This is a genomic window from Peribacillus sp. JNUCC 23, from assembly GCF_053653995.1.
Window position 1 is genome coordinate 3,022,749 of record NZ_CM132202.1, and the last position, 25,986, is coordinate 3,048,734.

At 38.3% G+C, this 25,986-nt stretch carries 22 protein-coding genes and 1 pseudogene; 6 read left to right on the forward strand and 17 right to left on the reverse strand.

Translation table 11 applies throughout. The features are described from left to right. Nucleotides 1-17: 17 nt before the first annotated feature. Complete coding sequence (locus tag JNUCC23_RS14595; protein ID WP_062183061.1) at nucleotides 18-767, reverse strand: metal ABC transporter ATP-binding protein; 750 nt, start codon at nucleotides 765-767, stop codon at nucleotides 18-20. A gap of 209 nt (nucleotides 768-976) precedes the next feature. On the opposite strand from JNUCC23_RS14595, the gene JNUCC23_RS14600 reads away from it, so the two are divergent. Next, on the forward strand, nucleotides 977-1,237 hold the full coding sequence (locus tag JNUCC23_RS14600; RefSeq protein ID WP_062177980.1) for a DUF2624 family protein: 261 nt from the start codon (nucleotides 977-979) through the stop codon (nucleotides 1,235-1,237). Between the two features lie 405 nt (nucleotides 1,238-1,642). Here JNUCC23_RS14600 and JNUCC23_RS14605 read toward each other — a convergent pair whose 3' ends face one another. The 6 genes from JNUCC23_RS14605 to zwf form a co-directional block, all read right to left on the reverse strand. Beyond that, nucleotides 1,643-2,263: a nitroreductase family protein gene (locus JNUCC23_RS14605; protein WP_454212088.1), complete on the reverse strand. Its 621-nt coding sequence runs from the start codon at nucleotides 2,261-2,263 to the stop codon at nucleotides 1,643-1,645. Between the two features lie 387 nt (nucleotides 2,264-2,650). Continuing rightward, on the reverse strand, nucleotides 2,651-4,180 hold the full coding sequence (locus tag JNUCC23_RS14610) for a DHA2 family efflux MFS transporter permease subunit (protein WP_403070049.1): 1,530 nt from the start codon (nucleotides 4,178-4,180) through the stop codon (nucleotides 2,651-2,653). 499 nt (nucleotides 4,181-4,679) lie between these two features. Next, nucleotides 4,680-5,348, reverse strand: a complete 669-nt coding sequence (fsa, locus tag JNUCC23_RS14615; RefSeq protein ID WP_403070046.1) for a fructose-6-phosphate aldolase — start codon at nucleotides 5,346-5,348, stop codon at nucleotides 4,680-4,682. A gap of 173 nt (nucleotides 5,349-5,521) precedes the next feature. Further along, the gene (gene gnd / locus JNUCC23_RS14620; RefSeq protein WP_062177967.1) at nucleotides 5,522-6,415 is read right to left on the reverse strand and encodes a phosphogluconate dehydrogenase (NAD(+)-dependent, decarboxylating); all 894 of its coding nucleotides are present in this window, start codon (nucleotides 6,413-6,415) and stop codon (nucleotides 5,522-5,524) included. Between the two features lie 134 nt (nucleotides 6,416-6,549). Next, nucleotides 6,550-8,544 carry a transketolase gene (gene tkt / locus JNUCC23_RS14625; protein ID WP_062177963.1) on the reverse strand — a complete coding sequence of 665 codons (1,995 nt, stop codon included), beginning with the start codon at nucleotides 8,542-8,544 and terminating at the stop codon, nucleotides 6,550-6,552. 31 nt (nucleotides 8,545-8,575) lie between these two features. Then, a complete protein-coding gene (zwf, locus tag JNUCC23_RS14630) occupies nucleotides 8,576-10,033 on the reverse strand; it encodes a glucose-6-phosphate dehydrogenase (protein WP_454216085.1) in 1,458 nt (485 codons plus the stop codon). On the opposite strand from zwf, the pseudogene JNUCC23_RS14635 reads away from it, so the two are divergent. After that, nucleotides 10,008-10,097 (forward strand): annotated as a pseudogene (locus JNUCC23_RS14635) (hypothetical protein); the annotation flags it as partial. The gene zwf and the pseudogene JNUCC23_RS14635 overlap by 26 nt on opposite strands. 287 nt (nucleotides 10,098-10,384) lie before the next feature. Here the strand turns inward: JNUCC23_RS14635 and rpiA are convergent. Beyond that, entirely contained in the window at nucleotides 10,385-11,008 is a 624-nt protein-coding gene (rpiA, locus tag JNUCC23_RS14640) for a ribose-5-phosphate isomerase RpiA (protein ID WP_454216087.1), read from the reverse strand. A 489-nt stretch (nucleotides 11,009-11,497) separates the two neighbouring features. On the opposite strand from rpiA, the gene JNUCC23_RS14645 reads away from it, so the two are divergent. Further along, nucleotides 11,498-11,818 carry a winged helix-turn-helix transcriptional regulator gene (locus JNUCC23_RS14645; RefSeq protein WP_062177955.1) on the forward strand — a complete coding sequence of 107 codons (321 nt, stop codon included), beginning with the start codon at nucleotides 11,498-11,500 and terminating at the stop codon, nucleotides 11,816-11,818. 188 nt (nucleotides 11,819-12,006) lie between these two features. Here JNUCC23_RS14645 and JNUCC23_RS14650 read toward each other — a convergent pair whose 3' ends face one another. Next, complete coding sequence (locus JNUCC23_RS14650; RefSeq protein WP_062177952.1) at nucleotides 12,007-12,900, reverse strand: deoxyribonuclease IV; 894 nt, start codon at nucleotides 12,898-12,900, stop codon at nucleotides 12,007-12,009. 69 nt (nucleotides 12,901-12,969) lie between these two features. Continuing rightward, on the reverse strand, nucleotides 12,970-14,283 hold the full coding sequence (locus tag JNUCC23_RS14655; RefSeq protein WP_062177949.1) for a DEAD/DEAH box helicase: 1,314 nt from the start codon (nucleotides 14,281-14,283) through the stop codon (nucleotides 12,970-12,972). A 257-nt stretch (nucleotides 14,284-14,540) separates the two neighbouring features. On the opposite strand from JNUCC23_RS14655, the gene vrrA reads away from it, so the two are divergent. Together vrrA and JNUCC23_RS14665 are read left to right on the forward strand one after the other, a co-directional pair. Then, nucleotides 14,541-15,191, forward strand: coding sequence for a VrrA/YqfQ family protein (gene vrrA / locus JNUCC23_RS14660; RefSeq protein WP_454212092.1), 651 nt, complete (start codon nucleotides 14,541-14,543; stop codon nucleotides 15,189-15,191). Nucleotides 15,192-15,807: 616 nt separating this feature from the next. Continuing rightward, nucleotides 15,808-16,752 carry a 4-hydroxy-3-methylbut-2-enyl diphosphate reductase gene (locus tag JNUCC23_RS14665; RefSeq protein WP_403070030.1) on the forward strand — a complete coding sequence of 315 codons (945 nt, stop codon included), beginning with the start codon at nucleotides 15,808-15,810 and terminating at the stop codon, nucleotides 16,750-16,752. Between the two features lie 108 nt (nucleotides 16,753-16,860). Here JNUCC23_RS14665 and JNUCC23_RS14670 read toward each other — a convergent pair whose 3' ends face one another. Then, a complete protein-coding gene (locus JNUCC23_RS14670; protein ID WP_403070026.1) occupies nucleotides 16,861-17,982 on the reverse strand; it encodes a Nif3-like dinuclear metal center hexameric protein in 1,122 nt (373 codons plus the stop codon). Further along, the gene (locus tag JNUCC23_RS14675; protein WP_062177935.1) at nucleotides 17,979-18,689 is read right to left on the reverse strand and encodes a tRNA (adenine(22)-N(1))-methyltransferase; all 711 of its coding nucleotides are present in this window, start codon (nucleotides 18,687-18,689) and stop codon (nucleotides 17,979-17,981) included. The genes JNUCC23_RS14670 and JNUCC23_RS14675 overlap by 4 nt, the downstream gene beginning before the upstream one ends. Before the next feature lie 622 nt (nucleotides 18,690-19,311). On the opposite strand from JNUCC23_RS14675, the gene JNUCC23_RS14680 reads away from it, so the two are divergent. Then, nucleotides 19,312-20,577 carry an Nramp family divalent metal transporter gene (locus JNUCC23_RS14680; protein WP_454212095.1) on the forward strand — a complete coding sequence of 422 codons (1,266 nt, stop codon included), beginning with the start codon at nucleotides 19,312-19,314 and terminating at the stop codon, nucleotides 20,575-20,577. A gap of 261 nt (nucleotides 20,578-20,838) precedes the next feature. On the opposite strand, the gene cccA is transcribed toward JNUCC23_RS14680, so the two are convergent. The 5 genes from cccA to JNUCC23_RS14705 form a co-directional block, all read right to left on the reverse strand. Next, nucleotides 20,839-21,207 carry a cytochrome c550 gene (gene cccA, locus JNUCC23_RS14685; protein WP_062177929.1) on the reverse strand — a complete coding sequence of 123 codons (369 nt, stop codon included), beginning with the start codon at nucleotides 21,205-21,207 and terminating at the stop codon, nucleotides 20,839-20,841. Between the two features lie 199 nt (nucleotides 21,208-21,406). Next, nucleotides 21,407-21,955 carry a hypothetical protein gene (locus tag JNUCC23_RS14690; protein ID WP_454212097.1) on the reverse strand — a complete coding sequence of 183 codons (549 nt, stop codon included), beginning with the start codon at nucleotides 21,953-21,955 and terminating at the stop codon, nucleotides 21,407-21,409. 200 nt (nucleotides 21,956-22,155) lie between these two features. Then, nucleotides 22,156-23,289 (reverse strand): RNA polymerase sigma factor RpoD, encoded by a 1,134-nt coding sequence (gene rpoD, locus JNUCC23_RS14695; protein ID WP_062177924.1) that lies wholly within the window; start codon nucleotides 23,287-23,289, stop codon nucleotides 22,156-22,158. Between the two features lie 38 nt (nucleotides 23,290-23,327). Next, nucleotides 23,328-25,136, reverse strand: coding sequence for a DNA primase (dnaG, locus tag JNUCC23_RS14700; protein WP_062177921.1), 1,809 nt, complete (start codon nucleotides 25,134-25,136; stop codon nucleotides 23,328-23,330). Nucleotides 25,137-25,165: 29 nt separating this feature from the next. After that, nucleotides 25,166-25,669, reverse strand: coding sequence for a YaiI/YqxD family protein (locus JNUCC23_RS14705; RefSeq protein WP_062177917.1), 504 nt, complete (start codon nucleotides 25,667-25,669; stop codon nucleotides 25,166-25,168). Between the last annotated feature and the right edge of the window lie 317 nt (nucleotides 25,670-25,986).

Here is a 25,986-nt window from a genome sequence, read left to right on the forward strand (position 1 = left end):
GGGTGACCTCCAACCTCTTAATGATTATGACTGAGTAGCTGAACCCCATGACCGTATATAGAGGACAGTTCTTCTTCATTTAATTCGTTATATTCACATGCATCTCCATGGAAGTGCAGCGTTTTATTGATACACGCGACATGCGTCACCTTATCCGTTACAGTCGCAACATCATGAGTAACTAAAATAAGGGTAATCCCTAATTGTTTATTCATCATTTCAAGAATTTCATAAAATTGTTGGACATTGTTTTGATCAACACCTACTGTTGGCTCATCCAAAATCATCAATTCGGGTTCACTGACAAGAGACCGAGCAATGAAGACTCTTTGCTGCTGCCCACCGGATAGCTCGCCAATATTCCGATCCTTAAAGCTTAGCATACCGACAGACTCTAGCGCTTTAACAACCTTTTTTTTATGTTCTTTGCGTGGGATTTTAAATAAGCCTATTTTTTTGGTTAAGCCGCTTTGTACTACTTCAAAAACGGTTGCCGGAAAACCAGAATTAAAAGAATTAGCTTTCTGTGAAACAAAGCCAATCTTCTGCCAATCTTTAAATTGACGAATGGGCTTGCCAAATAATTCAACATTCCCTTTTTGTAGCTTCAATACGCCGAGAACTAATTTCAGCAATGTCGACTTTCCCGAACCATTCGGACCAACAATCGCTAAAAAGGCCCCCTGTGGTACATGAAGTGAGACATCTTCTAAAACCAGATCTTTTGAATATTTGTAGGAAACATCCTCAATCTTAATAATCGGCATCACTTTCTCATTATTCAATTCGATCACCTATTTTATTTTTATAAGAATCGTTACGATTTACTTAAAGTAGTATATAAGAAATACGGCAAATTGTAAAGAAACTAAGCCTACACGCTTAGAAATAGCCTGTATTACTTATAAAGTATGGTTCACTTAAGCCCACTTCCATCATATGTTATCCATATGGTAGCAAAAAGGAGGTTCAATAGATGAAATTATTTGAAACGATGATCAATCACAAAATTAATAAAATTAAGGATTATGAATTACAATCCATCGCAAGTCAGCATGGAGTTAGCCTAACCCAAAATGAAGCGTACAATATAAGCCGCATACTAGCAGGAAGAAATATTAATGTTTTTGATACAGTCCAGCGGCAAAATGTACTTAGCGAAATTGCAGAAGTAGCAGGTTCCAAAACAGCGAATCAAATTGGGAAGCTATTCACCCAACTCACAGCGAATTTCTAAAAATATAATTGGGTCTAGAAGTTAAGTTCCAACAGATGAACCCACACTCTACCCATCGCTCATTATGTCTATTCCATCATATAAAGTGAAACTTCCATCAGTGCGGGTTTTTCTCCCTCCCCCATTGATGGTTAGTCCCGATCTACTGTCGCTCTGATCCTCGCTTTCGCCTCGATCAATCGATAGTACGAACCCGATTGGTTCACCTATACCTTTGGAAACCCCAAAGCTAAGTTTCCCTATAGCTCAACAATCGGGCTGTTACGGGCATTTGTCCCCTACCTCATAAGCTTTTAGGTGGGGGGCTTACTGCCCATTAATACGGAAGAAACAATAGATAGTAGATGTATAGTCACCCTTTTCAGACAGTCTCTTAATCCTCCATTCAAGATAGGACTGTATCGCTTATAGGTACTTCACAAATTCAGCTACTGGTTTACGGTATCCTCGTGGCTTTCTACTCTGGATTTTTTCTTTGCCAATCGCAATCATTAGAACTGGTTCGTATTGATCTGATATAGATAATAATTGCTTTAACTGATCTGGATCAAATCCGATCATTGGGCAAGTATCCCATCCCTTACTTTTGGCTGCCAACATAAACAACATCGCTGATAAAGAAGCATTCCGAATCGCTTCCTCTCGTTGAAATACTTCTCCTCTGCTTTCATAGAGAGACATGACATCTTGAACTTCATGATCATATTCTTGTTTACTCAACATACCTAACATAAGAAGGCCTTCATAAATACGTGCAGCATCTTTAAATGCTTCTTTATCGCCCAATACGATAATAACAGCTGAAGCTGTCCCTACTTTGTATTGGCCATTGGCTGCCTTTTTGACACCTTCCTTCACTTCTGGATCCATCACAACTAGATAATCCGTATGTTGCAAATTGAATGCAGATGGTCCCATTTTTACTAGTTCGAAAATTTCGTTGAGTTCTTTTGCAGTAATCGGATAATTGTCTAAAAAATTATGTACCGAACGTCTCTCTCTTACTAACTGATCAAATGCTTCCATATAAATCCCTCCGATTTTCACAATACTCCCTATGGCTTACTATATTAGATCGTACATTTTTAATCATTTGAATTCACTTATCTTTAATTAATTCATTATTAATTAAAGATAATAATATCGTGTCTTTTACTACCTGTCAACAAACACAGATTAAAAAGGAAATGAAGATTTGTCAGCAAAACAGTTTTCATTGAGAGGGCTTTCAAAATTGTAATCGGCATCTACATAATAGTAAAAGGGTCAGTATCCACATTAATATACAGTTTATCGTGTTATAAACACTAATTAATACTGTATATAATGGTAGATTCTAACCCTTTTTTTAATGACTTATCGATTAATAGTCTTTTTAGGTGTTTTCAAAAGATGCCTAATACTGCATCTCTTTTAATTCTTCGCTAATTTCGTTGTTACCTTTTTATCGGACGGTTTTCTTGCTATTGTATCTTCCGCTTGTTTGGCCCTTTTTATAAAGAAAGCCAGAATTAGAGCAACGCCAGCAATACCAACAGTCACTAAGAAAGCATCATTAATTCCTTCTAACATTGCTTGCATCATAATTTGTTGTTTCATCTCTGCAGCTTGTGCAACGGATGGTTGCCCAACCACATTTTTCATTGCATTTGCAGCTAACTCAGTCGCATGCGTTTGGGTACGATTCGACATAATCGTTACCAATAATGCCGTACCTATAGCACCAGATACTTGTTGCATTGTATTGTTCATTGCTGTCCCGTGTGGGTAATAGCGCGCTGGTAATTGATTTAAACCATTCGTCGAAACTGGCATCATCACCATAGACATCCCAAACATCCGGGCTGAGTATAAAACCATTAAGTACGTATAAGACGTATCAAGAGTTAACTTACTGAAATAATAACTCGTGATTGTAGTAATCGCTAAACCAATGACGGCTAATATACGTCCACCGAACTTGTCAAATAACTTCCCATTAATTGGTGACATGACGGCCATCAAGATCGCCCCTGGCAACAACATTAACCCTGCATCCATAGGAGATATTCCACGAATCGTTTGGACATAAATAGGGAGTAATATCATAGCCGAAAACATAGCCATCGTAATCGTCATGGAAATGGCTGATGATAAAGCAAACATTGGATATTTATAGATTCTAAATTCAAGCATAGGTCTTTCTAATTTAAACTGACGTAAAATAAACGAAACCAATGCAACGACTCCAATGATTAGTGTTCCGTATACGTACGGACTATCCCAGCCTTTCGAACCAGCAGAACTAAAGCCATATAGTAACCCACCAAATCCTAGACTGGATAGAAGAACCGAAAATAGATCTAGACGGATATCCACTTTTTCCTTTTTATCTTTAAGCAAGAAAACGCCAATCAAAAGAACAATAACAGCAATCGGTGTCACAAAATGAAATAGCATTCTCCAGTCATAGTGTTCAATGATCCAACCTGATAAAGTCGGACCAATGGCTGGAGCCCCCATTAAAACTAATCCGAATACTCCCATTGCAGCTCCCCTTTTTTCCACAGGAAAGCTCGTTAACATGACATTCATTAACAACGGCATCATGATTGCAGAACCAGAAGCTTGAACCATTCTACCGATTAATAAAAGTGGAAATGCATGGGCAAATCCAGCGAGAATCGTACCGAGCGTGAATAAAGCCATCGCTACTAAGAAAAGACGGCGTACAGAATATTTTTGAATTAAAAAGGCCGTAGTTGGAATCAAAATCCCGTTTACTAACATAAAACCGGTACTCAACCACTGCACAGTCGATGTGTCCACATTTAAGTCTTTCATAATTGAAGGCAATGCGATATTTAGTAAAGTATTATTTAAAAAAGCTATAAAAGCACCAATCATCAGTACGGCAAGCATTCCGTACGGTGGACGATCAGTCCTTTTCATTGTATGATCCATTCTTTTTCCCCCTGTGAACTAGCTGTTCATTTTTTTGTACTTATGTTCCGATTACACATTATATAACAACCGTTCAAATTTTGCAATTCTAAAATAACCTAGTCATTACTAGATTAAACTGTAGAAGTGGTTTTTATACAGTTCGTTCATATGTACAAACTGGTGATATCTTATGAAGTATGTAGCTAAGGATCGTAAAGGTTTTGTAGTAAATGCTGGAGATCATTTCTTGAATAAATGATACGTCCATCAGTGAGGGGTTACTGCCCGTTAATGCGGCATAAATATCAAAGTAGAATTTTTTTAAGAACTCTTTAAAACACTGGTTTCCGTTGGTGTCATTCTGATACATTGCACTAAGATGCTCCTATTATGGCATCCATTTTATCAACATAAAAGGCGCTAGATTCTTTACATTTACCTGGAATAATTTATTCCAGGTAAATCGATAAGAAACTAACACCTTATAGAAAACCATACAAATGGTCTTTATTTACAATTAGTTTTTAGGAGCTTTTTCCCAATCAGCAGCAAATTTCTCAATGCCTTGATCTGTAAGTGGGTGTTTAGTAAGTTGCTCAATAACACTGTATGGAATTGTCGCGATATGAGCACCAGCCATTGCTACACGAGTTACGTGATCTGGATGACGAACAGAAGCGGCAATGATTTGTGAATCTAATTGATGAACGCGGAATAGTTCAGCGATTTTCGCTACCAATTGAACACCATCTTCAGAAATATCATCTAAACGTCCTAAGAATGGTGATACATAAGCAGCACCAGCACGAGCTGCTAAAAGTGCTTGGTTTACAGTGAAAATAAGAGTTACGTTAACTTTAACACCTTTTTCTGCAAGATAACGAGTCGTTTCTAGGCCAGCTAAAGTCATCGGAACTTTGATTGTTACCTTCTTATCCCCACCATTGATTTTGATCAATTCCTCTGCTTCTGCGATCATTTCTTCAGCTGAAACGGCAGCAGGAGTTACTTCTGCAGATACAGATTCAACAACTGGTACAGCTTTTAGGATTTCTTCAATACGATCTTCGAATTTAACGCCTTCTTTAGCAACTAAAGATGGATTTGTTGTTACGCCAGAAAGAACGCCAATTTTATACGCTTTTTTAATATCCTCAAGATTCGCAGTATCGATAAAAAATTTCATTATAAATTACCCCCATATTTTCATATAAATTATTTTCTGTTGAAAAGGGGCGGGGTTTCTAAAAAACCAGCTCCACACCGCCACTTTCATAAGGTGATACAGTTTTTAGAACTTAACCTTGTTTACCGTTAGGCTTTAAGGCAGACCCTCATGGATGTTTTGTTGTTGCTTTCTTACTTCTTCTCTACAGCATGTCCACCAAACTCATTGCGGAGTGCTGAGACAACTTTCCCTGTAAACGTATCTTCATCTAATGAGCGATAACGCATTAACAAGGACATCGCAATGACTGGTGTCGCCATTTGAAGGTCTAAAGCTGTTTCGAGCGTCCATTTACCTTCACCTGAAGAATGCATGACCCCTTTGATATCATCAAGTTTTGCATCTTTAGAGAAAGCATTTTCTGTCAATTCCATTAACCATGATCGAATAACAGATCCGTTGTTCCAAACCCTTGCAACTTTTTCATAATCATAGTCAAATTCACTTTTTTCTAGAATCTCAAATCCTTCACCAATGGCAGCCATCATTCCGTATTCAATCCCGTTATGAACCATTTTCAGGAAATGACCTCCGCCTGCTTTACCTGTGAAAATATAGCCGTTTTCTACAGAGGTATCACGGAAAATTGGTTCAACGATCGACCATGCTTCCGCATCGCCACCTACCATATAATTGGCACCATTACGCGCACCTTCCATACCGCCAGAAGTACCTGCGTCTAAGAAGTTTACCCCAATTTCTTTAAAATAATTGTAGCGGCGAATAGATTCCTTATAATGAGAGTTACCAGCTTCAATCACAATATCTCCAGGTTCAAGGAAAGGTTTCACTTCATCGATTACTGAATCAACAACAGAATGAGGGACCATAATCCAAAGAACCCTAGGTTTGTCTAAATTTTCAACAAGTTCTTGATAGCTAGATGTTCCCGTTGCACCAAAGTTTTTCATTTCTTGGACTGCTGTGGGATTTACATCAAATGCTACTACTTCATGGTTGTGATCCAATAAATTTTGACCGATATTTAACCCCATTTTCCCTAAACCGATTAATCCGACTTTCATGATGACGCCTCCTAAGATAGTACAAGCATATATATATATAAATCCCACGCTTTCTAATTTCCTTCTTTGACCATTTAATCAATTCGCTCAATTAGAAAACGCAGATTTATTATCATTCATGTGCAAATTCTTGATTAAGAATTTAGCAATTCTTTTGAGATTTTCACAACGTTCTCAGTAGTAAAGCCGAAGTATTCCAATACAGATGCTCCGCTACCAGATGCTCCGAATGTGTCAATCGATAAGATTCTTCCTTCATGGCCTACAAAACGTTCCCAGCCAAGAGAAATACCCATTTCTAATGCAACACGTTTCGTAACGGAAGCCGGTAAGACTTGTTGTTGGTATTCTTTTGATTGGCTATTGAAAAGCTCCCAACTTGGGATTGCCACAACACGAACCGATACATTTTCTTTTTCAAGTTCTTGCTTAGCACTAGCAGCAAGCGATACTTCAGATCCTGTAGCCAGTAAAATAAGATCTGGATTTTCATTTGTTTCCGTTAGTACGTATGCACCTTTAGACAGATTCTCAATATTGCCTTTTGTTTCTTCAAACACAGGCAAGTTTTGTCGGCTTAGAACTAACGCAACTGGACCATCTACGTTTTGTAATGCATATGCCCATGCACTTGCTGTTTCATTGGCGTCACTTGGACGGATCACTGTAAGGCCAGGGATCGCACGAAGAGCCGTCAATTGTTCGATTGGTTCATGTGTTGGACCATCTTCTCCTACCGCAACGGAATCATGTGTAAACACATATGTTACTGGAAGTTTTGATATTGCAGCTAAACGGATAGATGGACGTAAATAATCATTGAAGACAAAGAATGTACTAACAAATGGTTTTACGCCTCCGTGAAGAGCCATCCCGTTACCTGCTGCTCCCATTGCGTGTTCACGAACACCGAAGTACACATTTCGGCCAGCAAATGATTCAACAGCAAATTTCGCTTCGCCTTTAATATCTGTCATCGTAGAGCCTGACAGATCAGCACTGCCGCCAAAGATTGAAGGAACAGTCTTAACAAAGTGGTTAATGGCTTGTCCGCTTGCCACTCGAGTTGAAACTTCTTTATCCGTGTCAAAAGTTAAAATGTCTTGTGCTTCAATTAGCACTTTTCCATCAATCGCATCGGAAAGTTCACTTGCCAATGCTGGACAAGCTTCTTTGTAAGCTGCAAATAATGTATTCCATTGTGCTTCTTTTTCGCCACCAGCTTGTTTTAACTCTGCAAAATGAGCTTTTACTTCTTCTGGTACATAGAAATCTTCTTCATAATTCCAGTCATACGCTAATTTTGTTGCTTTCGCTTCTTCTGCACCAAGTGGGTTACCATGTGCTTTATTCGTTCCAGCAACTTTCGGGCTACCGAAGCCAATAATTGTTCTAATTTCGATTAAAGTTGGTTGATCTGGGTTTTGTTTTGCTTCTTCAATCGCCTTTGTGATTGCTTCAACATCGTTTCCATCTTCTACTCGCAAATACTGCCAATTAACAGATTCCGCACGTTTTTTTGTATCTTCACTATATGAAAGGTTTAATTCTCCGTCTAGAGAAATTTCGTTTGAATCATATAATGCGATTAATTTTCCTAGTTTCATATGACCTGCCATAGACATCGCTTCATACGCTACACCTTCCATTAAGTCACCATCACCTACTAATGCATACGTAAAGTGATCCACTACTGGGAAGTCTTTTTGATTAAATTTTGCTGCTAAATGTGCTTCTGCCATCGCCATCCCAACTGAAGTCGCAATTCCTTGACCTAATGGACCTGTTGTTGCTTCAACACCGTCTGTATGGCCCACTTCTGGGTGACCTGGTGTTTTACTGTTAAGCTTACGGAAGTTTTTTAAATCCTCGATAGAAACGTCATAGCCTGTTAAATGAAGTAAGCTATATAATAAACTTGAACCATGTCCTGCTGATAGGACGAAACGATCACGATTAAACCATTTTGAATGTGCAGGATTATGAGCTAAATGATTGGCCCATAAAGCATACGCCATTGGCGCTGCACCCATAGGTAGTCCAGGATGTCCTGAATTTGCACTGTTTATTGCATCGATTGATAGAGTACGAATCGTATTAACGGCTAAAGTTTCAATATTATGTGTCATTTTATTATCCCCCTGAATGATCTTTTATTTGTTAAACAAGTACAGCTTCCTTTTTCGAGTCAACAGTTTCTTCATCTAACCACCATTTAAAACCGGTGTTTTGTAATAATTGATCTGCTTCTTTTGGCCCGTAAGATCCGGACTCATAATGTGTGAGTGGCACAGAGCCTTCAGAAAAGGCGTCGATAATAGGTTGTACCCATTCCCAAGCCAATTCTACTTCATTCCAATGGGCAAAGAAGGTGGAATCACCACGAAAAGCATCATAGATGAGTCTTTCATAGGCTTCAGGTACATCTTTTTGGTCGGAAGTAAAATTCACTTTTATAGGTTCGATTTCCCCATTTAATGGGTTTTTGCTATTTAATTGTAAGGTTACATTTTCATTTGGATTGACTTCAATGATTAAGAGGTTCGGAGCCACTTTATCATTTTGATCCTTATAAAGTTCTTTTGAAGAGTCTTTAAATTCAATGACAATCCGGGTAGACTTTTCTTTCATTCGTTTGCCTGTTCTAATATAGAACGGCACGCCACTCCAAAATGAACTATCAATCCAAAGCTCAGCAGCGATGAAGGTGTCATTCATAGAAGTAGAATAAATTCCTGGCTCCTCTAAATAACTTTTCACCGGTTTCCCGCCAATTTCCCCTGACGTATATTGACCACGTATGACGTGTAATCCAACCTCTTCTTTTTTTAATGGGCGAAGAGATTCCATTACTTTTCTTTTTTCATTACGTATGTCACTTGCACTAATTCGGTTTGGTTGGTGCATCGCTGTCATCATTAACATTTGTAACATATGATTTTGAAACATATCTCTAAGTGCACCTGATTTATCATAATAGCCTGCTCGTTCCTCAACCCCAACCGTTTCACTCGCTGTTATTTGTACATTTGCGATGTGTTGATTGTTCCAAAGCGTTTGCAGAACTGGGTTTGCAAATTCTAAGGCCTCTAGGTTTTGAACCATTGGCTTACCAAGATAATGGTCAATTCGATATATTTCTTCTTCCTCAAACGCTTTCGTTAAGTTTGCATTTAAGAGGCGCGCCGATTCTAAATCATGACCAAAAGGTTTTTCAATAATCAAACGTTTCCAACCCTTTGTAGAACCTAATCCGCTTTCTTTTATATTCAAAGCAATAAGATCGAAAAACTCTGGACCAACAGAAAGATAAAACATTCTATTTTCAGGAATATGTAATTCCTTTTCTCTCTGTTCAACTAGGTCACGTAATGATTGATAGTCTTCAATCTTTGTTGCATCAAATTGGCTATAGCGAAAAGCACTAAGAAAATCTGCTAAACTAGTTTCATCATCTATTATACTTCTAGAAAAGGTTTGCAAAGATTGTTTCACATAGGTTTGTAAATCACTATCTGACATCTCTTTCCTTCCTACAGCGATGATGGAGATTTTTTGAGGCATTTTTTGATTTGCATATAAATTATACAAAGCAGGGAAAATTTTCCTCTTCGCCAAATCCCCCGTTGATCCGAATAAAACAAAGGTCATGGACTCCATCCCTTTATTCCCCCTTAATTAACAAAAACATGATTGATATCTTTGTACCAGGTTATAGTTCATCAAGAATAATTTACCAGGTACTCTTTATTATGTGAGTTACTTTATATAACCATGTTATACCTTGGATCATTTATAGTCAAGTAATTTGTGTCTACTTTGTGAACTTAGTTCAAGCGGTTCCATGATGTATTTTTCAAAACAACACCTAAAATAATACACAAAAGACATCACATAATCAATTTGTTATTTTTTGTAAACTATTAACAATAAATTTCGTTTTAGTAACTAACGAGAAACTTCGACTTCCTATTTCTCATGAGCATTTTTTATCACGATACTTTTTTCAGCATTTAAAGTAATCACAACATCTGCCATTTGATTAAACAAGCCATTTTCAACAACACCTGGAATCAAATTAAGTTTGTGTTCTAATGAGATAGGATCAAGTATATTGGGAAACTTTGCGTCAATGACATAATTCCCATTATCAGACCTGTAGGGAGTTCCATCGCTATAGCGAATCGTCGTTTCCGCTCCTAATAAACGAATCTGTTTATTTGTCATTTCCACACCAAACGGGACTACTTCAATCGGGAGAGGAAACGCTCCTAAATGGTTTACAATTTTAGCTGGATCAGCAACGACAATAAATTCCTTTGCAGCTCTAGCGATAATCTTCTCTCTCAAGAGCGCTCCGCCGCCTCCTTTTATAAGATTTAATTGCGGATCCACTTCATCTGCCCCATCAATCGCTACATCAATATAATCAATCTCGTTTATGTTAGCGAGAGGAATTCCACATTCGTTTGCTAGTTTTTCCGTTTGAATCGAGGTTGGGACTCCTTTTATCGAAAGACCTTCTTTCATTAATTGCCCAAGTTTAATAATCGTATAATAAACGGTCGAACCAGTGCCGAGCCCCACAGTCATGCCATCTTTTACAAATTCAACTGCTTTTTCACCAACGATTTTTTTTTCAATCACCGTTCTCGCTCCTTACATCATGTTTTCAGCAATGCCTTGTACCACTTTAAGAAATCAACTTTCGCTGGATAATTCCTTTGACCACTGTCGTATCGTTTTTTTTAAGTACATTCTCCACTATACATTTTTCAAATATATTTTCCAGTATAATTCTGTGTTTGAAACGATAAAAAAGAGATCAGCACCTTTTAGTTGTCATATTAATTAGAATATACGAATTGTATTAATAATAACATAGTAATTTTATATAACCTATTTTTTTGTTACACTTGTTTACTAAAATCGATAATAATGGCATTAAACATACATTTAAAAAGTATTATGTGTTATCATATGATTACATAGAATATAATTTATTATTGTTCAAAAATATTATTAGTTACTATTTGTTCCCTTTGTGATTTAGAATACACTAAAGATATGAGGTGATAAAATATGATTGAGGCAAAACAAGAAGAGAAGCTATGTGAAAAAGTAGAACAGTCCTATCATTTATTAGGGAAAAAATGGATAGGTTTAATTCTCTATACTTTGAAGGATGAGCCAAAAAGATTTAGTGAAATTGCTACTTATATCCCTAACTTGAGTAAGCGAGTCCTAAATGAACGAATTAAAGAGCTTGAGGATAGTGGCATTGTTATTCGTAATGTGATTGCAGATCGCCCGATTCGGACTGAATACTCTTTAACTAAAAAAGGGACCGAATTATCGAAAGCGCTTACTTCATTTGAAAATTGGGCCGAAAAATGGCTATAACGAACGGGTAGCATCTTCTTATTGGATAAGGAGATGTTTTTTCAGTTGTAAAAATCCACTTATACTTATTCCTTGATTCCACTCACACCTTTTTCGTTTAATCCACTTTTGCCTTTTATCTCATCCCCATGCTGCTTTCACGATAAAAACAGCGAACGGCTAACATCTACCATTCGCTGTTTTTTTACTTAACTTAATACAACTTTTTCAAGAAGACTGCTATCAAAGGAATCTCCCTTTAACATGTCAATTTCGAATTTGTATGGAGCTTTCTTATTTTTCTTATCTTCACCAACGAATGGTGTTTCAAGAATCTTTGGAATCTCTGTTAACTGTGGGTGATGAACTATATAGCGCAACGCTTCAAAACCGATATGGCCAAAGCCAATGTTTTCATGGCGGTCTTTGCGCGCGCCGCGTTCGTTTTTACTGTCATTAATGTGTAACACCTTTAAGCGATCAAGGCCAACGATTTTATCGAATTCATTTAAAACGCCGTCAAAATCTTCGATAATATTATACCCAGCATCGTGGATATGACATGTATCAAGGGTAACAGATAATTTATCATGAAGGGCAACACCGTCGAATATCATCGCTAGCTCTTCAAAGCTTCTACCACATTCAGTACCTTTTCCTGCCATTGTTTCTAGTGCAACTTGCACCTCTTGATCGGAAATGAGCACTTCATTTAAGCCTTCAATAATTTTCTTGATCCCCACTTCCGGTCCAGCGCCAACATGCGCACCAGGGTGAAGCACAATTTGTTTCGCTCCAAGTGCTGCCGTTCGTTCAATTTCACTTCGTAAGAAATTCACACCTAGCTCAAAGGTTGCCGGATTTTGCGAGTTTCCGATGTTAATGATATATGGGGCATGAACGACAATATCTGTAATCCCATGCTCGGCCATATGCTGCTTGCCTGCTTCAATATTCAACTCTTCAATCTTCTTACGCCTCGTATTTTGCGGGGCGCCCGTATAGATCATAAACGTATTCGAACCATAAGAAACGGCTTCCTCGCTCGCTCCAAGCAACATGCTTTTCCCGCTCATCGAGACATGTGATCCTATTTTCATCATCGTATCCTCCTAACCTTTATTCCGGTTTAACAGGCTATAATACCCCACTGAAGGAAGTTTCACTTTATTTTATTTCTTTCTTTGTAAGCGACGCTCACGTTTTTTGAAATTTTCAACTTCGCGTTGAACTTTCTTTTTATAGCCCGGCTTGACTTTATTCGGTTTTTTTACCATCGTTTTCGCTTTTTCGTCGATTTCGTTTCCTTGTTTTTTCCGTTGTTTTCGTTTATTACGAGCATCGATTTCCACCCAATCACCATTTACGATATCCGTATCATGGAAAGTGATTCCTAATTTCTCCAATCGGTTTAACGCATCCTCGTCAGAAACATCATAGATCGTGGCAGCGATTCCGGAATAGCCAGCACGTGCCGTTCTCCCTGTTCGATGAATATAGAAGTCAAGATCTGATGGTAGTTCAAAGTTAATAATGTGAGAAACACCTTCAATATCAATCCCACGAGCCGCTAAATCAGTCGCAACAATGTATTGGTAGTCCAAGTCATTAATTTGCTTCATCATTTTCTTACGATCACGCGGTGAAAGATCACCGTGAATTCTGCCGACTTTTAATCCCTTTTCAATAAGAGCATCCGCAACGGTGTCTGCCATTTTTTTCGTGTTGGTAAATATAATCGCTAAGTACGGATTATATTTCACAACTAAGTCGTGTAACAACTGTGTTTTATTACGATGACGCAATGGCACGAGGACATGTTCAATCTTCACTGCAGCTGCCTGCTTTGGATCAACTTGGACATGCTTCGGATTATTCATATATTTTTTCATAAATGGCTTTAATTTCTCAGGAATGGTTGCTGAAAAGAGCAGCATTTGAATATGCTGTGCCATTTTCGATGCAAATTTGTCAACATCTTCTATAAAGCCCATATCGAGCATTAGGTCTGCTTCATCGACAACAAGCGTATCAGCAGTGAAAACGCGGAGTGCTTGGTCCGCTACTAAATCCTTAATTCTTCCTGGTGTACCAATCACGAGCTGCGGTTGCGTTTTTAGCTTGTCAATTGTACGTTGCTTATCCGTCCCGCCAATAAAACAGCGAACCACAAGAGGTGATTCCTCTGGAAAATGCTCAGCAATCTTAAGAGCTTCTTTATAAATTTGGTTGGCAAGCTCACGTGTTGGTGCTGCAATAATCGCTTGCACTTCTTCTTTTGTGCTATCAAGTTTGTTCATAATTGGTAGTAAATACGCATGAGTTTTCCCCGTACCTGTTTGCGATTGACCAATTAGACTTGTCCCTTTTAGAACAGCCGGAATTACACGCTCTTGTATTTCCGTCGGTTTATCAAAACCTAATGCCTCCACGGCCTCTATCATATAGCTTTGCAACTTAAATCGTTCAAAATTGTTTTGCTTCATCTAAAAACTCCTTTAAATCGTCAGGCTTTCTAATCTTCATCAGAACCTTGACATATCTACTTATTATAGTTTAAGAGTAGTGTAATACGCAAGTATGCGTATATTATTTCATAATAATGATGAGTCGAATGGAACGAACTATTCAGTTTATACATACACTTTTCATATACAATCCAAAACAGATAACCTTTTTCCTTCTTATGCATAATTTATATAGAACACACATCGGGGGAAGTTTTTTAGAAAGGAGTGACAATATGCCTCCAAATAGAATGTTCGGGCAAGGCCCAGGATTCGGGCATGGGCGTGGGAACGGTAATCCGCAATCCTTCAGAGGCCAGAATGGATTTTCTGGGCCAGCTAGATTCGCCCCTTCACAGGCTAGAAATGGTATGAATCCCGGATTCGGATTTGGGCAAGGTCAGAGAAATCAGCAGCAACAGCCGACTTCATCGGGCGGACTATTATCCAAGTTATTAGGTAAAAATAAAAATAAAGCTCCTAGTAACCCATTCGCCCCTCCATCTGCTGCCGGTCAAGCAACAAGAGGTGGGGCAGCAACGACTGGCGCAGGTGCCGGCGGAATTCTGGAAACGTTAAAAAACCCAGGTGCCCTTTCAGGCATGTTAGCAAACACACAAAAAGTCTTACAAGCAGCCGAACAAGTGACACCGATGATTCAACAATATGGTCCAATCGTTAAGAATATCCCGTCCATGTGGAAGATTTATCAAGGTTTGAAAAGCTCAGGATCAACTGATTCAACTGAAGAAACACCAAAGGAAACAGTGGAAAATACAACACCCATAGAAGAGAGCAAAGCTATCACAGAGGAAACAGTTCCCGAAAAGAAACCGCGGAAAAAAAGAACAACACAAGGTGATTCGAGTCCTAAATTATATATCTAATCTGAATGCAGACCCTCTCTGCATTCTTTTTCATTACTTGAGCTTTTAATGCATTTCAAAAAGCAGGATAAAGTGAAACTTCTATCAGTGGGGGTTTTCTTTATCCCCCACTGATTGTTAGTCTCGTTCTACTGTTGCTAAGATCTTCGCTTTCGCATCGGCAAGTTTCACTGTATCTCACCAATCGGGCTTTTACTTCAAAAAGTGAGGCGACTGCCCAGCCCCGACAAGCATAAGCTGTAATACCGCGTGGCGTAGTTTGCCACAGAGTATTACAGCTTATGACCTCAGACGGGCTAGGAGCCGCAACTAGATTGGGCAGTTCTTCCTCGGTTCCTCTAAAGCCTTGAGATGGGGGTCTTGACTTTCCGTTAATGCAGGATAAATAAAACCGAGAAGTTGGATGAGCAATCTCTCCCCTTCCCTTATGCTATTAATATGAGAGGCCTAAGCTTGCACAATTCATTCATGATTTTGGAGGCCATCCACAAGCTTTTTACCACTTTTTTTGATCACTCTCTTTTCACATACCAACATTCTTTGTAATATCTCGTAACCTCTTATATAATATATAGTGTATCCATGGATTTCTTTTTCCATATAAGGAGGAACCACATTGAAAGTAATTAAAATATCACCGCGCGGCTATTGCTATGGCGTTGTCGATGCTATGGTTATCGCTCGGAATGCGGCTTTAGATAAAACATTACCACGTCCAATTTATATACTAGGCATGATTGTTCATAATAAACATGTGACAGATGCTTTTGAAGCAGATGGAATCATTACGCTTGACGGAAATAATCGGAAGGAAATTCTTGAAAAAGTGGATGGCGGTACTGTTATTTTCACTGCCCATGGCGTCTCACCTGAAATTAGAAAATTAGCTTCAGAAAAAGGACTTGTAAGCATTGATGCGACTTGTCCAGATGTTACTGTTACTCACGATTTAATCCGGGAGAAAACGTCTGTTGGCTATCAAATTATTTATATCGGGAAAAAGAATCATCCAGAACCCGAGGGAGCTCTTGGCGTTGCACCAGATATGGTTCATTTGGTTGAATCGGTTGCAGATGTAGAGAAATTAATACTAAAAGACGATAAAATCATTGTTACGAACCAAACAACAATGAGCCAATGGGATGTTGTAGAAATTATGGAAAAAGTGAAAGAGAAATATCCACATTGTGAAGTACACAAAGAAATCTGCATGGCGACCCAAGTGCGTCAAGAAGCCGTTGCTAAGCAAGCTGGTGAAGCCGACGTGCTGATTGTTGTCGGAGACCCTAAAAGTAATAACTCCAATCGCCTTGCACAAGTATCCATTGAGATTGCTGACACACAAGCGTATCGAATCGCTGATCTGTCTGAGCTTCAGTTAGACTGGCTAAAGGATGCCAAAACAGTTGGAGTAACTTCAGGTGCATCCACTCCAACACCGATTACGAAAGAAGTCATTACATTTTTAGAGAATTACGATCCAGAAGATGAGTCCACTTGGGATACGACAAAGAAAGTACCATTAACGAAAATCTTGCCGAAAATCAAGCAAAAGTCTTAAGGTAATCGTCAAAGTAAAAGGGTCAGACCCCACATCTACTAATATCGTTTATTTGAAGAATAAGTGAGTCAATAAACGGTGTATAGTTTGTGAGGTCAGACCCTTTTTTTAGATAAATGTAAATGGATCCGTATGAATGGCAGAGGCGATGAATTCAACAGCAAGTCCTTTTGCATCACAGCGAGCAGCCATGACGTTCGCTACTCCCTTTTTCATGACCTTTTCCACGTTATGTCCTGGATCAATAATGTTCAATCCCATCGCTTTTGCATCGTGCGCGATATGATAATACATATCACCCGTTACATATACATCGGCACCTTTGAATAACGCTTGGGTGAAATACTTATTTCCATCTCCACCTAGAACTGCGACTTTTTTTACCAATGCCTGACGGTCTCCTACCATGCGGACCGTATCAACTTCGAGTGTTTTCTTCACATGACCCGCGAATTGCTCGAGTGTCATTTCTTCCTTTAATGTACCAACCCTACCGAGACCCAATACTTCCCCAATGTTTTCTAGCTCATATAGATCATAAGCAGGCTCTTCATAAGGATGAGCTTTAAACAAAGCCGAGAGAAGTTTTCGCTCAACGGTTTCAGGATAAATCGTTTCAATACGCACTTCAGCAACACTTTCGATGATTCCTTTTGAACCGATCGTCGGATTACTTCCCTCTTGCGGTAAAAATCTTCCTGTTCCTTCCATCGAAAACGAACAATCACTATAGTTGCCAATCGCACCTGCTCCAGCTTTTCCGATTGCTTCTCTCACTATATCCGCAGCATCAACTGGAACATACACAGCAAGTTTCTTCAACTTCACTTCATGTGTAGGAACAAGCACTTCAGTCTGTTGCAACTCTAATGCGTCGGCCAATAAATCATTCACGCCGCCTTTTGCGACATCCAAATTGGTATGTGCAGCATAGACTGCGATGTCATGCTTAATTAATTTTTCAATCACTTGACCACTTGTTTCCGTCAGATCAATTTTTTTCAATGGACGGAAAATGAATGGATGATGCGCAATGATAAGCTCAGCCCCAGCCTCGATTGCTTCATCAACCACTTCCGGTACTACATCAAGTGCCACCAATACTTTTGTTACAGGTCTTTTCAAACTGCCGATTTGGAGGCCAATCGGATCGTTTTCCATAGCTGCGTATCGCTTTGGTGAAAACTGTTCAAATAATTCAATGATTTGGTGGCCATTTGCCGTTTTCATATCCCTAATTCCTCCTCCACCTTTTGAATTTGATCCATCAATTCCTGACGCTTACTACTTGTTGCAGCATGCTGACTTTTTTCATCCATCTCTCTGATAATTCTTTGCCAATGTTCCTTTTCTAGCTGCCATTTTTTCAAAAATACTTCATGACGCTGTGCCATTAAAAATGGTCCAAAAAGCAGAGCGGATTCAGCATGATTTGCATAAGGCTTGGCAGGTATTCCTCGCTCGGCAATTAATATTTCATAAATTTTTCCATCTTCTTCAAGAATTTCTTCATTCACCAATTCCCAATCATTTTCAAGCAGCCAGTTACGGACAACATTTGAACCGACATTAGGCTGAAGAACAAGCCTTTTTACAGCACCAAGCTTATCTTTCCCATTTTCAAGAATAGACGAAATTAATATTCCACCCATCCCGGCAATCGTGATGCATGTCGCCTCATTAGGGACCAACACGTCAAGGCCATTTCCTAATCGTACATCTATTTGATCTTCTAATTCCGTCTGTTCCACTTGTTTTTTTGCCGATTGAAAGGGTCCTTCGACAACTTCTCCCGCAATTGCTTTTACGGTGATCCCTTTCTGCACTGCATAACAAGGCAAATACGCATGATCTGATCCAATATCAGCCAACACGCTTCCTTTTGGTATATATGTAGCAACTCGCTCTAATCTCATCGATAGTTTTTCATGATTCATGTTATCATCTCTCTTTTCAATTTACGTCCAAGCTAGATTGGCATCGTACATAAATTATAACAAAAATTGATAAGAACTGCGATTATAAGAAAAGCTATCATCGATCCTTAATTACTTAAAATACGGATATCGGACTAGATAATCATTCTTTTAATATTGATGAAGAACGTTGTATTTTAAAAGGCTGTTCAAAAAGTCCGGTATAAATAGCTTCCGAATTTCTTCGTCGCGCATTTTTGGTCTTCCGTTAAAATCGTGCACATCCAGTGCAAGTCCGGTCCTCACTGCATACGTGCAAGGTTTGAGACGATCGCAGAACTTCTCAGCTCTTTTATCCCCCTTTTTGAACACGTACTTTAAGCATTAGGATTTTACTTTATTTATCATGTAAGTATACCAATAAATTGAAACTTCCATTAGTGAGTTTTTATCCCCTACCTATCTTTTCTCGGTTCTCTAAACAAAAATTGAGGTGGGATATTACAGTCGGTTATACCGGTATAAATGCTTCATTCATTTCTCTTTGACATTTTTAATAATTAGCGAATATAATTGTTACCATCAAATAAAGTTTCCTTAACGAAACTTTATCAGTTAGACGAAAAAGGAGGTTGCAAACATCATGGCTAATTCGAAGGGACTGTCAAAATCCGCTTCTCATTCATTACGAGGAGATGCTAAAGGAATGAAACGATTGTTGCCTTTTTTAGGCCCTGCTTTCATTGCAGCTGTCGCATATATTGATCCTGGAAATTATGCTACAAATATAGCAGCCGGTTCGAAATATGGATACACCTTACTATGGGTCATTTTCGCTTCTAATTTAATGGCTGCATTAATTCAAACGATGTCAGCTAAATTAGGAATCGCCACTGGGAAAAATCTCGCGGAGGTATCCCGGGAGCGATTTTCAAAAAAAACTTCCATCTTGTTATGGATACAAGCCGAAATTGTTATTATGGCTACTGACTTAGCTGAATTTATCGGTGCCGCTCTTGGCCTTTATTTACTCTTCGACCTTCCACTTATAACGTCTGCGATCATTGCCGCTATAGGATCATTTGCTATTTTAGAAATTCAAAGAAGAGGTGTCCGTACATTAGAAGCAGTTATTACAGGAATGATTTTTGTGGTTGTGATTGCATTTGGTATTCAAGTCTTTTTTGCACAACCTGATTCTTCCGCTGTTCTTTCAGGACTCTTTACACCTAAATTTGAAAATGTAGATAGCATTTTATTATCTGCTGGAATGCTTGGAGCTACTGTCATGCCACATGCTATTTATTTACATTCCGCTTTAACACAAAATAGAATTGTCGGCAAAAATGATATTGAGCGGAAAATGATCTTTCGTTTCGAGTTTGTTGATGTCATGATTGCCATGCTTATTGCTGGCGCAATCAATGCTAGTATGTTAATTGTATCGGCGGCTCTTTTTCATAAAAATGGTTTATTCGTCGAGGATTTAGATGTGGCGTTTAATCAATTTAGCCTATTACTAGGTCCTTCTGTAGCGATATTTTTTGGAATTGGATTATTATCGGCAGGACTTTCAAGTTCTTCTATTGGTACAATGACGGGCGATGTCGTCATGCAGGGTTTTATCAAAAAGAGAATACCGATCTATTTAAGACGAATTATTACGATGATTCCGCCGTTAGCGATCATTATGATGGGGGTTAACCCGTCTAAAGCTCTTGTTATGAGCCAAGTGGTCCTTTCCTTTGGAATTGCGTTTGCTTTAGTGCCATTAATTATGTTTACGAGTAACCAAAAAATTATGGGTAATCTTACAAACCACCGAATAACGACGATTAGTGCTTGGTTTGTCGCTGTATTAATTATTTGTCTTAATTTATTCTTGTTGTATTCTACCTTATTTGGCTAATTTTAATTGTCACATGATTACACGAAACCATCAATGTCAAAAACTACTCCTAGTCAAAAGAGCAGATCCCAAAAGTTTTATTGGGATCTGCTCTTTTTCAATTTGGCGCATCATTAATTTTTTTCGTCTATGTTCTATTTACACGGAATTCGCTGTATGTGAGTTGGTTCATCCAAGTGAGTTCGTCAAAATTCTTGTCTTATGAGCAAATTCCTAAAAAAACAGCAGCATTCCTAATAGAAATGCTGCTACTCGCTTACATTATTTCAAACCGTGAATAAATTCTGCCATCGCATCTATATTGTCTGCTGGAATCAATCCGCCCGGCATTGCGCCTTTACCGTTCGTGATGATGTCTTTGACTTCATCCACCGATAAATGATCGGCTACGCCAGCTAATTTAGGACCCATTCCACCTTCATAGTTTCCTCCATGACAACCGATACAACTATTGGTTTTATACAGTTCCTCTGGTGAAGCAGCAACTTGCTCCCCTGCTTTTTCGCTACCGCCTTCTTTTTCCTCAGCGATGTTTTTCGCATCACCAAGCCCCTTGAAAGAAAGCATGAACATCAAGCCAATTCCAAATACCATAATAAGAATAAACGGAATAACTGGATTGCGTTTCATAGAATTACCTCCCTATGTATTACTATTCTGTTCATAATAAATAAATATACAAGCATCTTTAGTTTACTAGAAAAAAGAAATAAGGAAAAGACCTAAACACGAATAACTTATATAATTTCTTATTTAAGGCAAATTTATCCTGATTCTAATTAAAATATTTGTAAACTTCTAGAAAAATCCAATAGAATATTTTCTATTTTCAAAAAATACTGTATAATCTAGCTATGAAGTAAAGAATTACTGTTAATCCCAAAATTCCCGAAACTAGGAAATGAGGAAATTTCATCTTTTTACCTAAAACAAACCAAATCGCACAATTGACGAGTAAAAGTATATATAGGACGATTTCTTGTCCAGAAGCCATGTACTTAGCTGTTTGGATCGTCGCTAACAGTAAAACAACCATAGAACCAATGAGTGGAAACTGATAGTGGATATTTTTCTTATAAAATAATATGGTGCAGCTAATTAAGGATAAAAGTAAAAAATAGGTCAGACCCATTTGCAAACCAACAGCAAATTGAGTAAAATAATTCAAAAATAGAGTAAAAAATAAAAGGAGTACTACGATGCCATACAGATAATTTGCTGTTTTTCTTGAAGGTGTCCTGGTTGAGTTGGTAAACTTCACTTCTTCACCGCCGCTGTAAAGCACGAGTAAATAATCACAATAGTGTTCTGGCAGTAATCTGTTCCTTTTCCAGTAAATAATTTCTTGGATAATAATTTTCTTTCGCGTTTCGTTCATATACGCACATCCTAAAGCAATCGTTTATTAACTATATCGGCAGATTAAATACACATATTAGCCCGAGCGCCAATATGTGTAAAAAACAAAATAAAGGCCAGACCTTCCATCTACTATATATCGTTTAGATGACACAATAAACGGTATAAATAGTGTTAGGTCAGACCCTAGGTTTTAAAAAGTTTACTTGATGGGATATCTTATTCTAAGAAGTCTTTCAAACGTTTGCTTCGGCTTGGGTGTCTTAGTTTTCGCAGTGCCTTAGCTTCGATTTGGCGAATACGTTCTCTCGTAACACCAAATACTTTGCCGACTTCTTCAAGTGTACGTGTACGACCATCATCAAGACCAAAACGAAGACGAAGTACGTTTTCTTCACGGTCCGTGAGTGTATCAAGAACATCCTCAAGCTGTTCTTTCAATAACTCGTAGGCCGCATGCTCAGAAGGTGATGTCGCATCTTGATCTTCAATGAAGTCGCCTAAGTGAGAATCATCTTCTTCGCCGATTGGCGTTTCTAGTGATACTGGCTCTTGTGCAATTTTCAAGATTTCACGAACTTTTTCAGGAGTCAGATCCATGTCTTCAGCAATTTCTTCAGGAGAAGGTTCGCGGCCAAGATCCTGAAGCAATTGTCTTTGAACACGAATTAACTTATTGATCGTCTCAACCATATGCACAGGAATTCGAATTGTACGTGCTTGGTCTGCAATCGCACGAGTAATGGCTTGGCGGATCCACCATGTGGCATACGTACTGAATTTGAATCCTTTACGATAATCAAACTTTTCAACGGCTTTAATTAGACCCATGTTTCCTTCTTGAATAAGATCTAAGAAGAGCATTCCTCGGCCTACATAACGTTTAGCAATACTTACTACTAGTCGAAGGTTCGCTTCAGCTAAACGGCGTTTTGCTTCTTCATCACCTTCTTCGATACGTTCTGCAAGGGCAACTTCTTCTACGGCAGATAATAAATCCACTCGGCCGATTTCTTTCAAATACATGCGGACAGGGTCGTTAATTTTCACCCCAGGTGGTACACTTAAATCATTTAAATCAAATTCTTCTTCTTTTTGTAGTTCTTTTTCATTTGGGTCATCGTCATCTTCTTCCTCACCATCAGTAAGAATTTCGACACCATGCTCACCTAAAAATTCGTAGAACTCATCCATATGATCTGAATCCAGTTCAAAGCTTCCGAGTCGCGCTGCAATCTTCTCAAGGGACAATGACCCTTTCTTCTTCCCTAACTCAAGCAGTTGTTCTTTCACCTGATCTAAATTCAAATCATTATTGTCAACCTCTTTGGAACGTGCTGATTTTTCAGCCATCTGTTCCCCTCCTTCCAAGACTTACACAAGTCAACCAACTATAATAATTTTCGTAATTGAATAATTTCCATACCAATCTGTGCCGCTTTAAGATGGTCACTGCGGCGTTCTGCTTCTTTTCGTTCTGCTTCTTTTTCTTTTATCATTAACATCTTTTCATATTTCAACACTTGATTTAGATAATCTGTCAGTTCTTTGTCGGTAACTTCCTCATTCACTGACATCATTTCTATTTCAGAAACAATTCTTCTCAAGTTTTGATCAGGCAGGTATGTTAAGAAAAAACTCGCATCTGGCTCGTGCCCGTCTTCATAAAATGCATATAAATACGTAATGATCGCTTGATGTTCATCCACATGAAAAACGGTTGTTCCGAGCAGTGCTTGAATTTTTGCGGTCATTTCCCTACTTTTTAACATATGAGCAATCATCATTCGTTCAGCGTTATAATGAGCAGGCCTAAGCTTTCGCTCATATTGTAAAGAATTCATTTTGACAGGAGCAGGAGAGGCGACATTCCCTTTCTTTTTTTCAGAGAAAAAAACTTGCCTTTGCTGCTGCTCTAATGCATCCAATGATAGGGAGAATTCAGAAGAGAGTTGACGCAAATAATGATCTCTTTCAACCGGATTTGCAAGCTTGGAAATCTCCTGTAATATATCTTCAATATATTGAATGCGATCTCCTTCATTATTTAAGTTTTTTCCTTTGCGAAGGAAAAGCATTTTAAAAGCCATATGTGTTAAACTGGCCCCTATTACTTCAGAATTAAAGCTTTTTTCGCCATATTTCTTTATGTAGTCATCGGGGTCAAGTTGATCAGGCATGACGGCTACCTTAACTTGAAATCCGCTTTGAAGAAGCATATTTAGTGACCTATTTGCTGCATTCATACCAGCAGAGTCTGAATCATAGCAAATCAAAACTTGGTCGGTATTCCGCTTTAGCATTTGAATATGCTGTTCAGTCAAAGAAGTACCCATTGTTGCGACCGATTGTTCAACGCCTGCACGGACAGCAGAAATGCAATCCGCAAAGCCTTCAAATATGACAACTTGGTCTTTCTTCCGAATATGTGGCCTTGCAGCATGAAAATTATACAAAATCTGACTTTTATTAAATACCGGTGTTTCGGGACTATTTAAATATTTCGGCTCATCCTGACCTAGAGCCCTCCCCGAAAACGCAACCGTATTGCTTTGATGATCCGTGATAGGAAACATGATTCGATTCCTAAAACGATCAAAGTAGGTGCCATCTCTTTCTCGCAAAATGGTTAAACCTGCTTTTTCTAAAAGCTCCGGCTCATATCCCCTTTTCGTGAGAAATTTATAAACAAAGTCCCATGAATCCAAAGAATAACCTATTTGGAATTTTTCAATAGCTTCTTCCGTAAATCCCCGTTGAAGTAAATATTCTAATGCGTCTTGTCCTTCTTTTGTATTAACAAGGAGATGATGATAGAATTTTTTCAAAAGATCATGTGCTTCAATAATCTGTTTAGATTCAACAGGCATTTGAGGACGGGATGATTCTTGGTTTATTTCGACATCTAATGGGATATTTCCTTTTTCGGCAATCTTTTTGGCGGCTTCGATAAAGCTATAGCCTTCGATATCCATTAAAAAGGTAAACACATTGCCGCCTGCCCCACAGCCAAAGCAATGAAAGATTTGCTTGTCTTGTGATACTGAAAAGGAAGGGGTGCTTTCACCATGAAACGGACAAAGGCCGAAATAATTTCGCCCTTGTTTTTTTAGCTGGACGTATTCGCCAATTAAATCGACGATATCCACAGCTTCTCGGATTTGATTTAATTTTTCATCTTCTATTCGGGCATTCGCCATATTTTCACCTTACATTTCGGTGATTGTTTTTAATTCGACATGGATTCGTTATTCCCTGCAAGTTTCGACAAAATTCCCATAAGTTTTTCAACATAGGCTTTTCTGTCTTCCTTCGTAAACGATTTAGGTCCTTTTGTATGCTTACCTTGCCTGCGAAGTTTTGCAGATTGATAACGCATATCAAGAAGAGACATAATTTTATCTTCTGTATATTCCTTTCCACGAGGAGAAAGTACATAAACTCGTTTAGCGAGCAGGGTTCCGGCTAATCCAATATCAGCAGTAATCACGATATCACCTTTTTTTACGGAATTTGCAATTTGAAGATCAGCTGCTTCTTTGTCTGCATCCACATAGATCCATTCACCTTCTGGATCGTTCATCATATTTTTATATGAAGCGACAAAAACAACCGAAACATCGAACATTTTTGCACAATGCAATGTTTCACTTTTTACAGGACACGCATCAGCATCTACATAAATCATTGGTTTTTCATTCACCATAAGTATTAATTCTACATCTTTCTGCATAATCCTTTTTTTCTCCTTCGATTCTTTGCCGAAAAGCATATCTGTCGAATTTTATCATGATGAAGTCCTTGACATTCTAATATTTATAGTCTATTCCGTATTAATTAATACTAAACCTAAAATTTTGTTTTTCTCACAACTTTTTATTATAGTACAATTGTTTAAAAGTTGCTACCATTTCAACTTAATTAGCTCGGAATCGCATGATTGAATTTTTTTTCGAATGGTTAAAATCTGATGTAGGGATAGTCTGTGCAAAATCTACTATGTATTTATTACTTTTTTTGCAAAAAAATTCTCAAACCATAAAAAGGAGC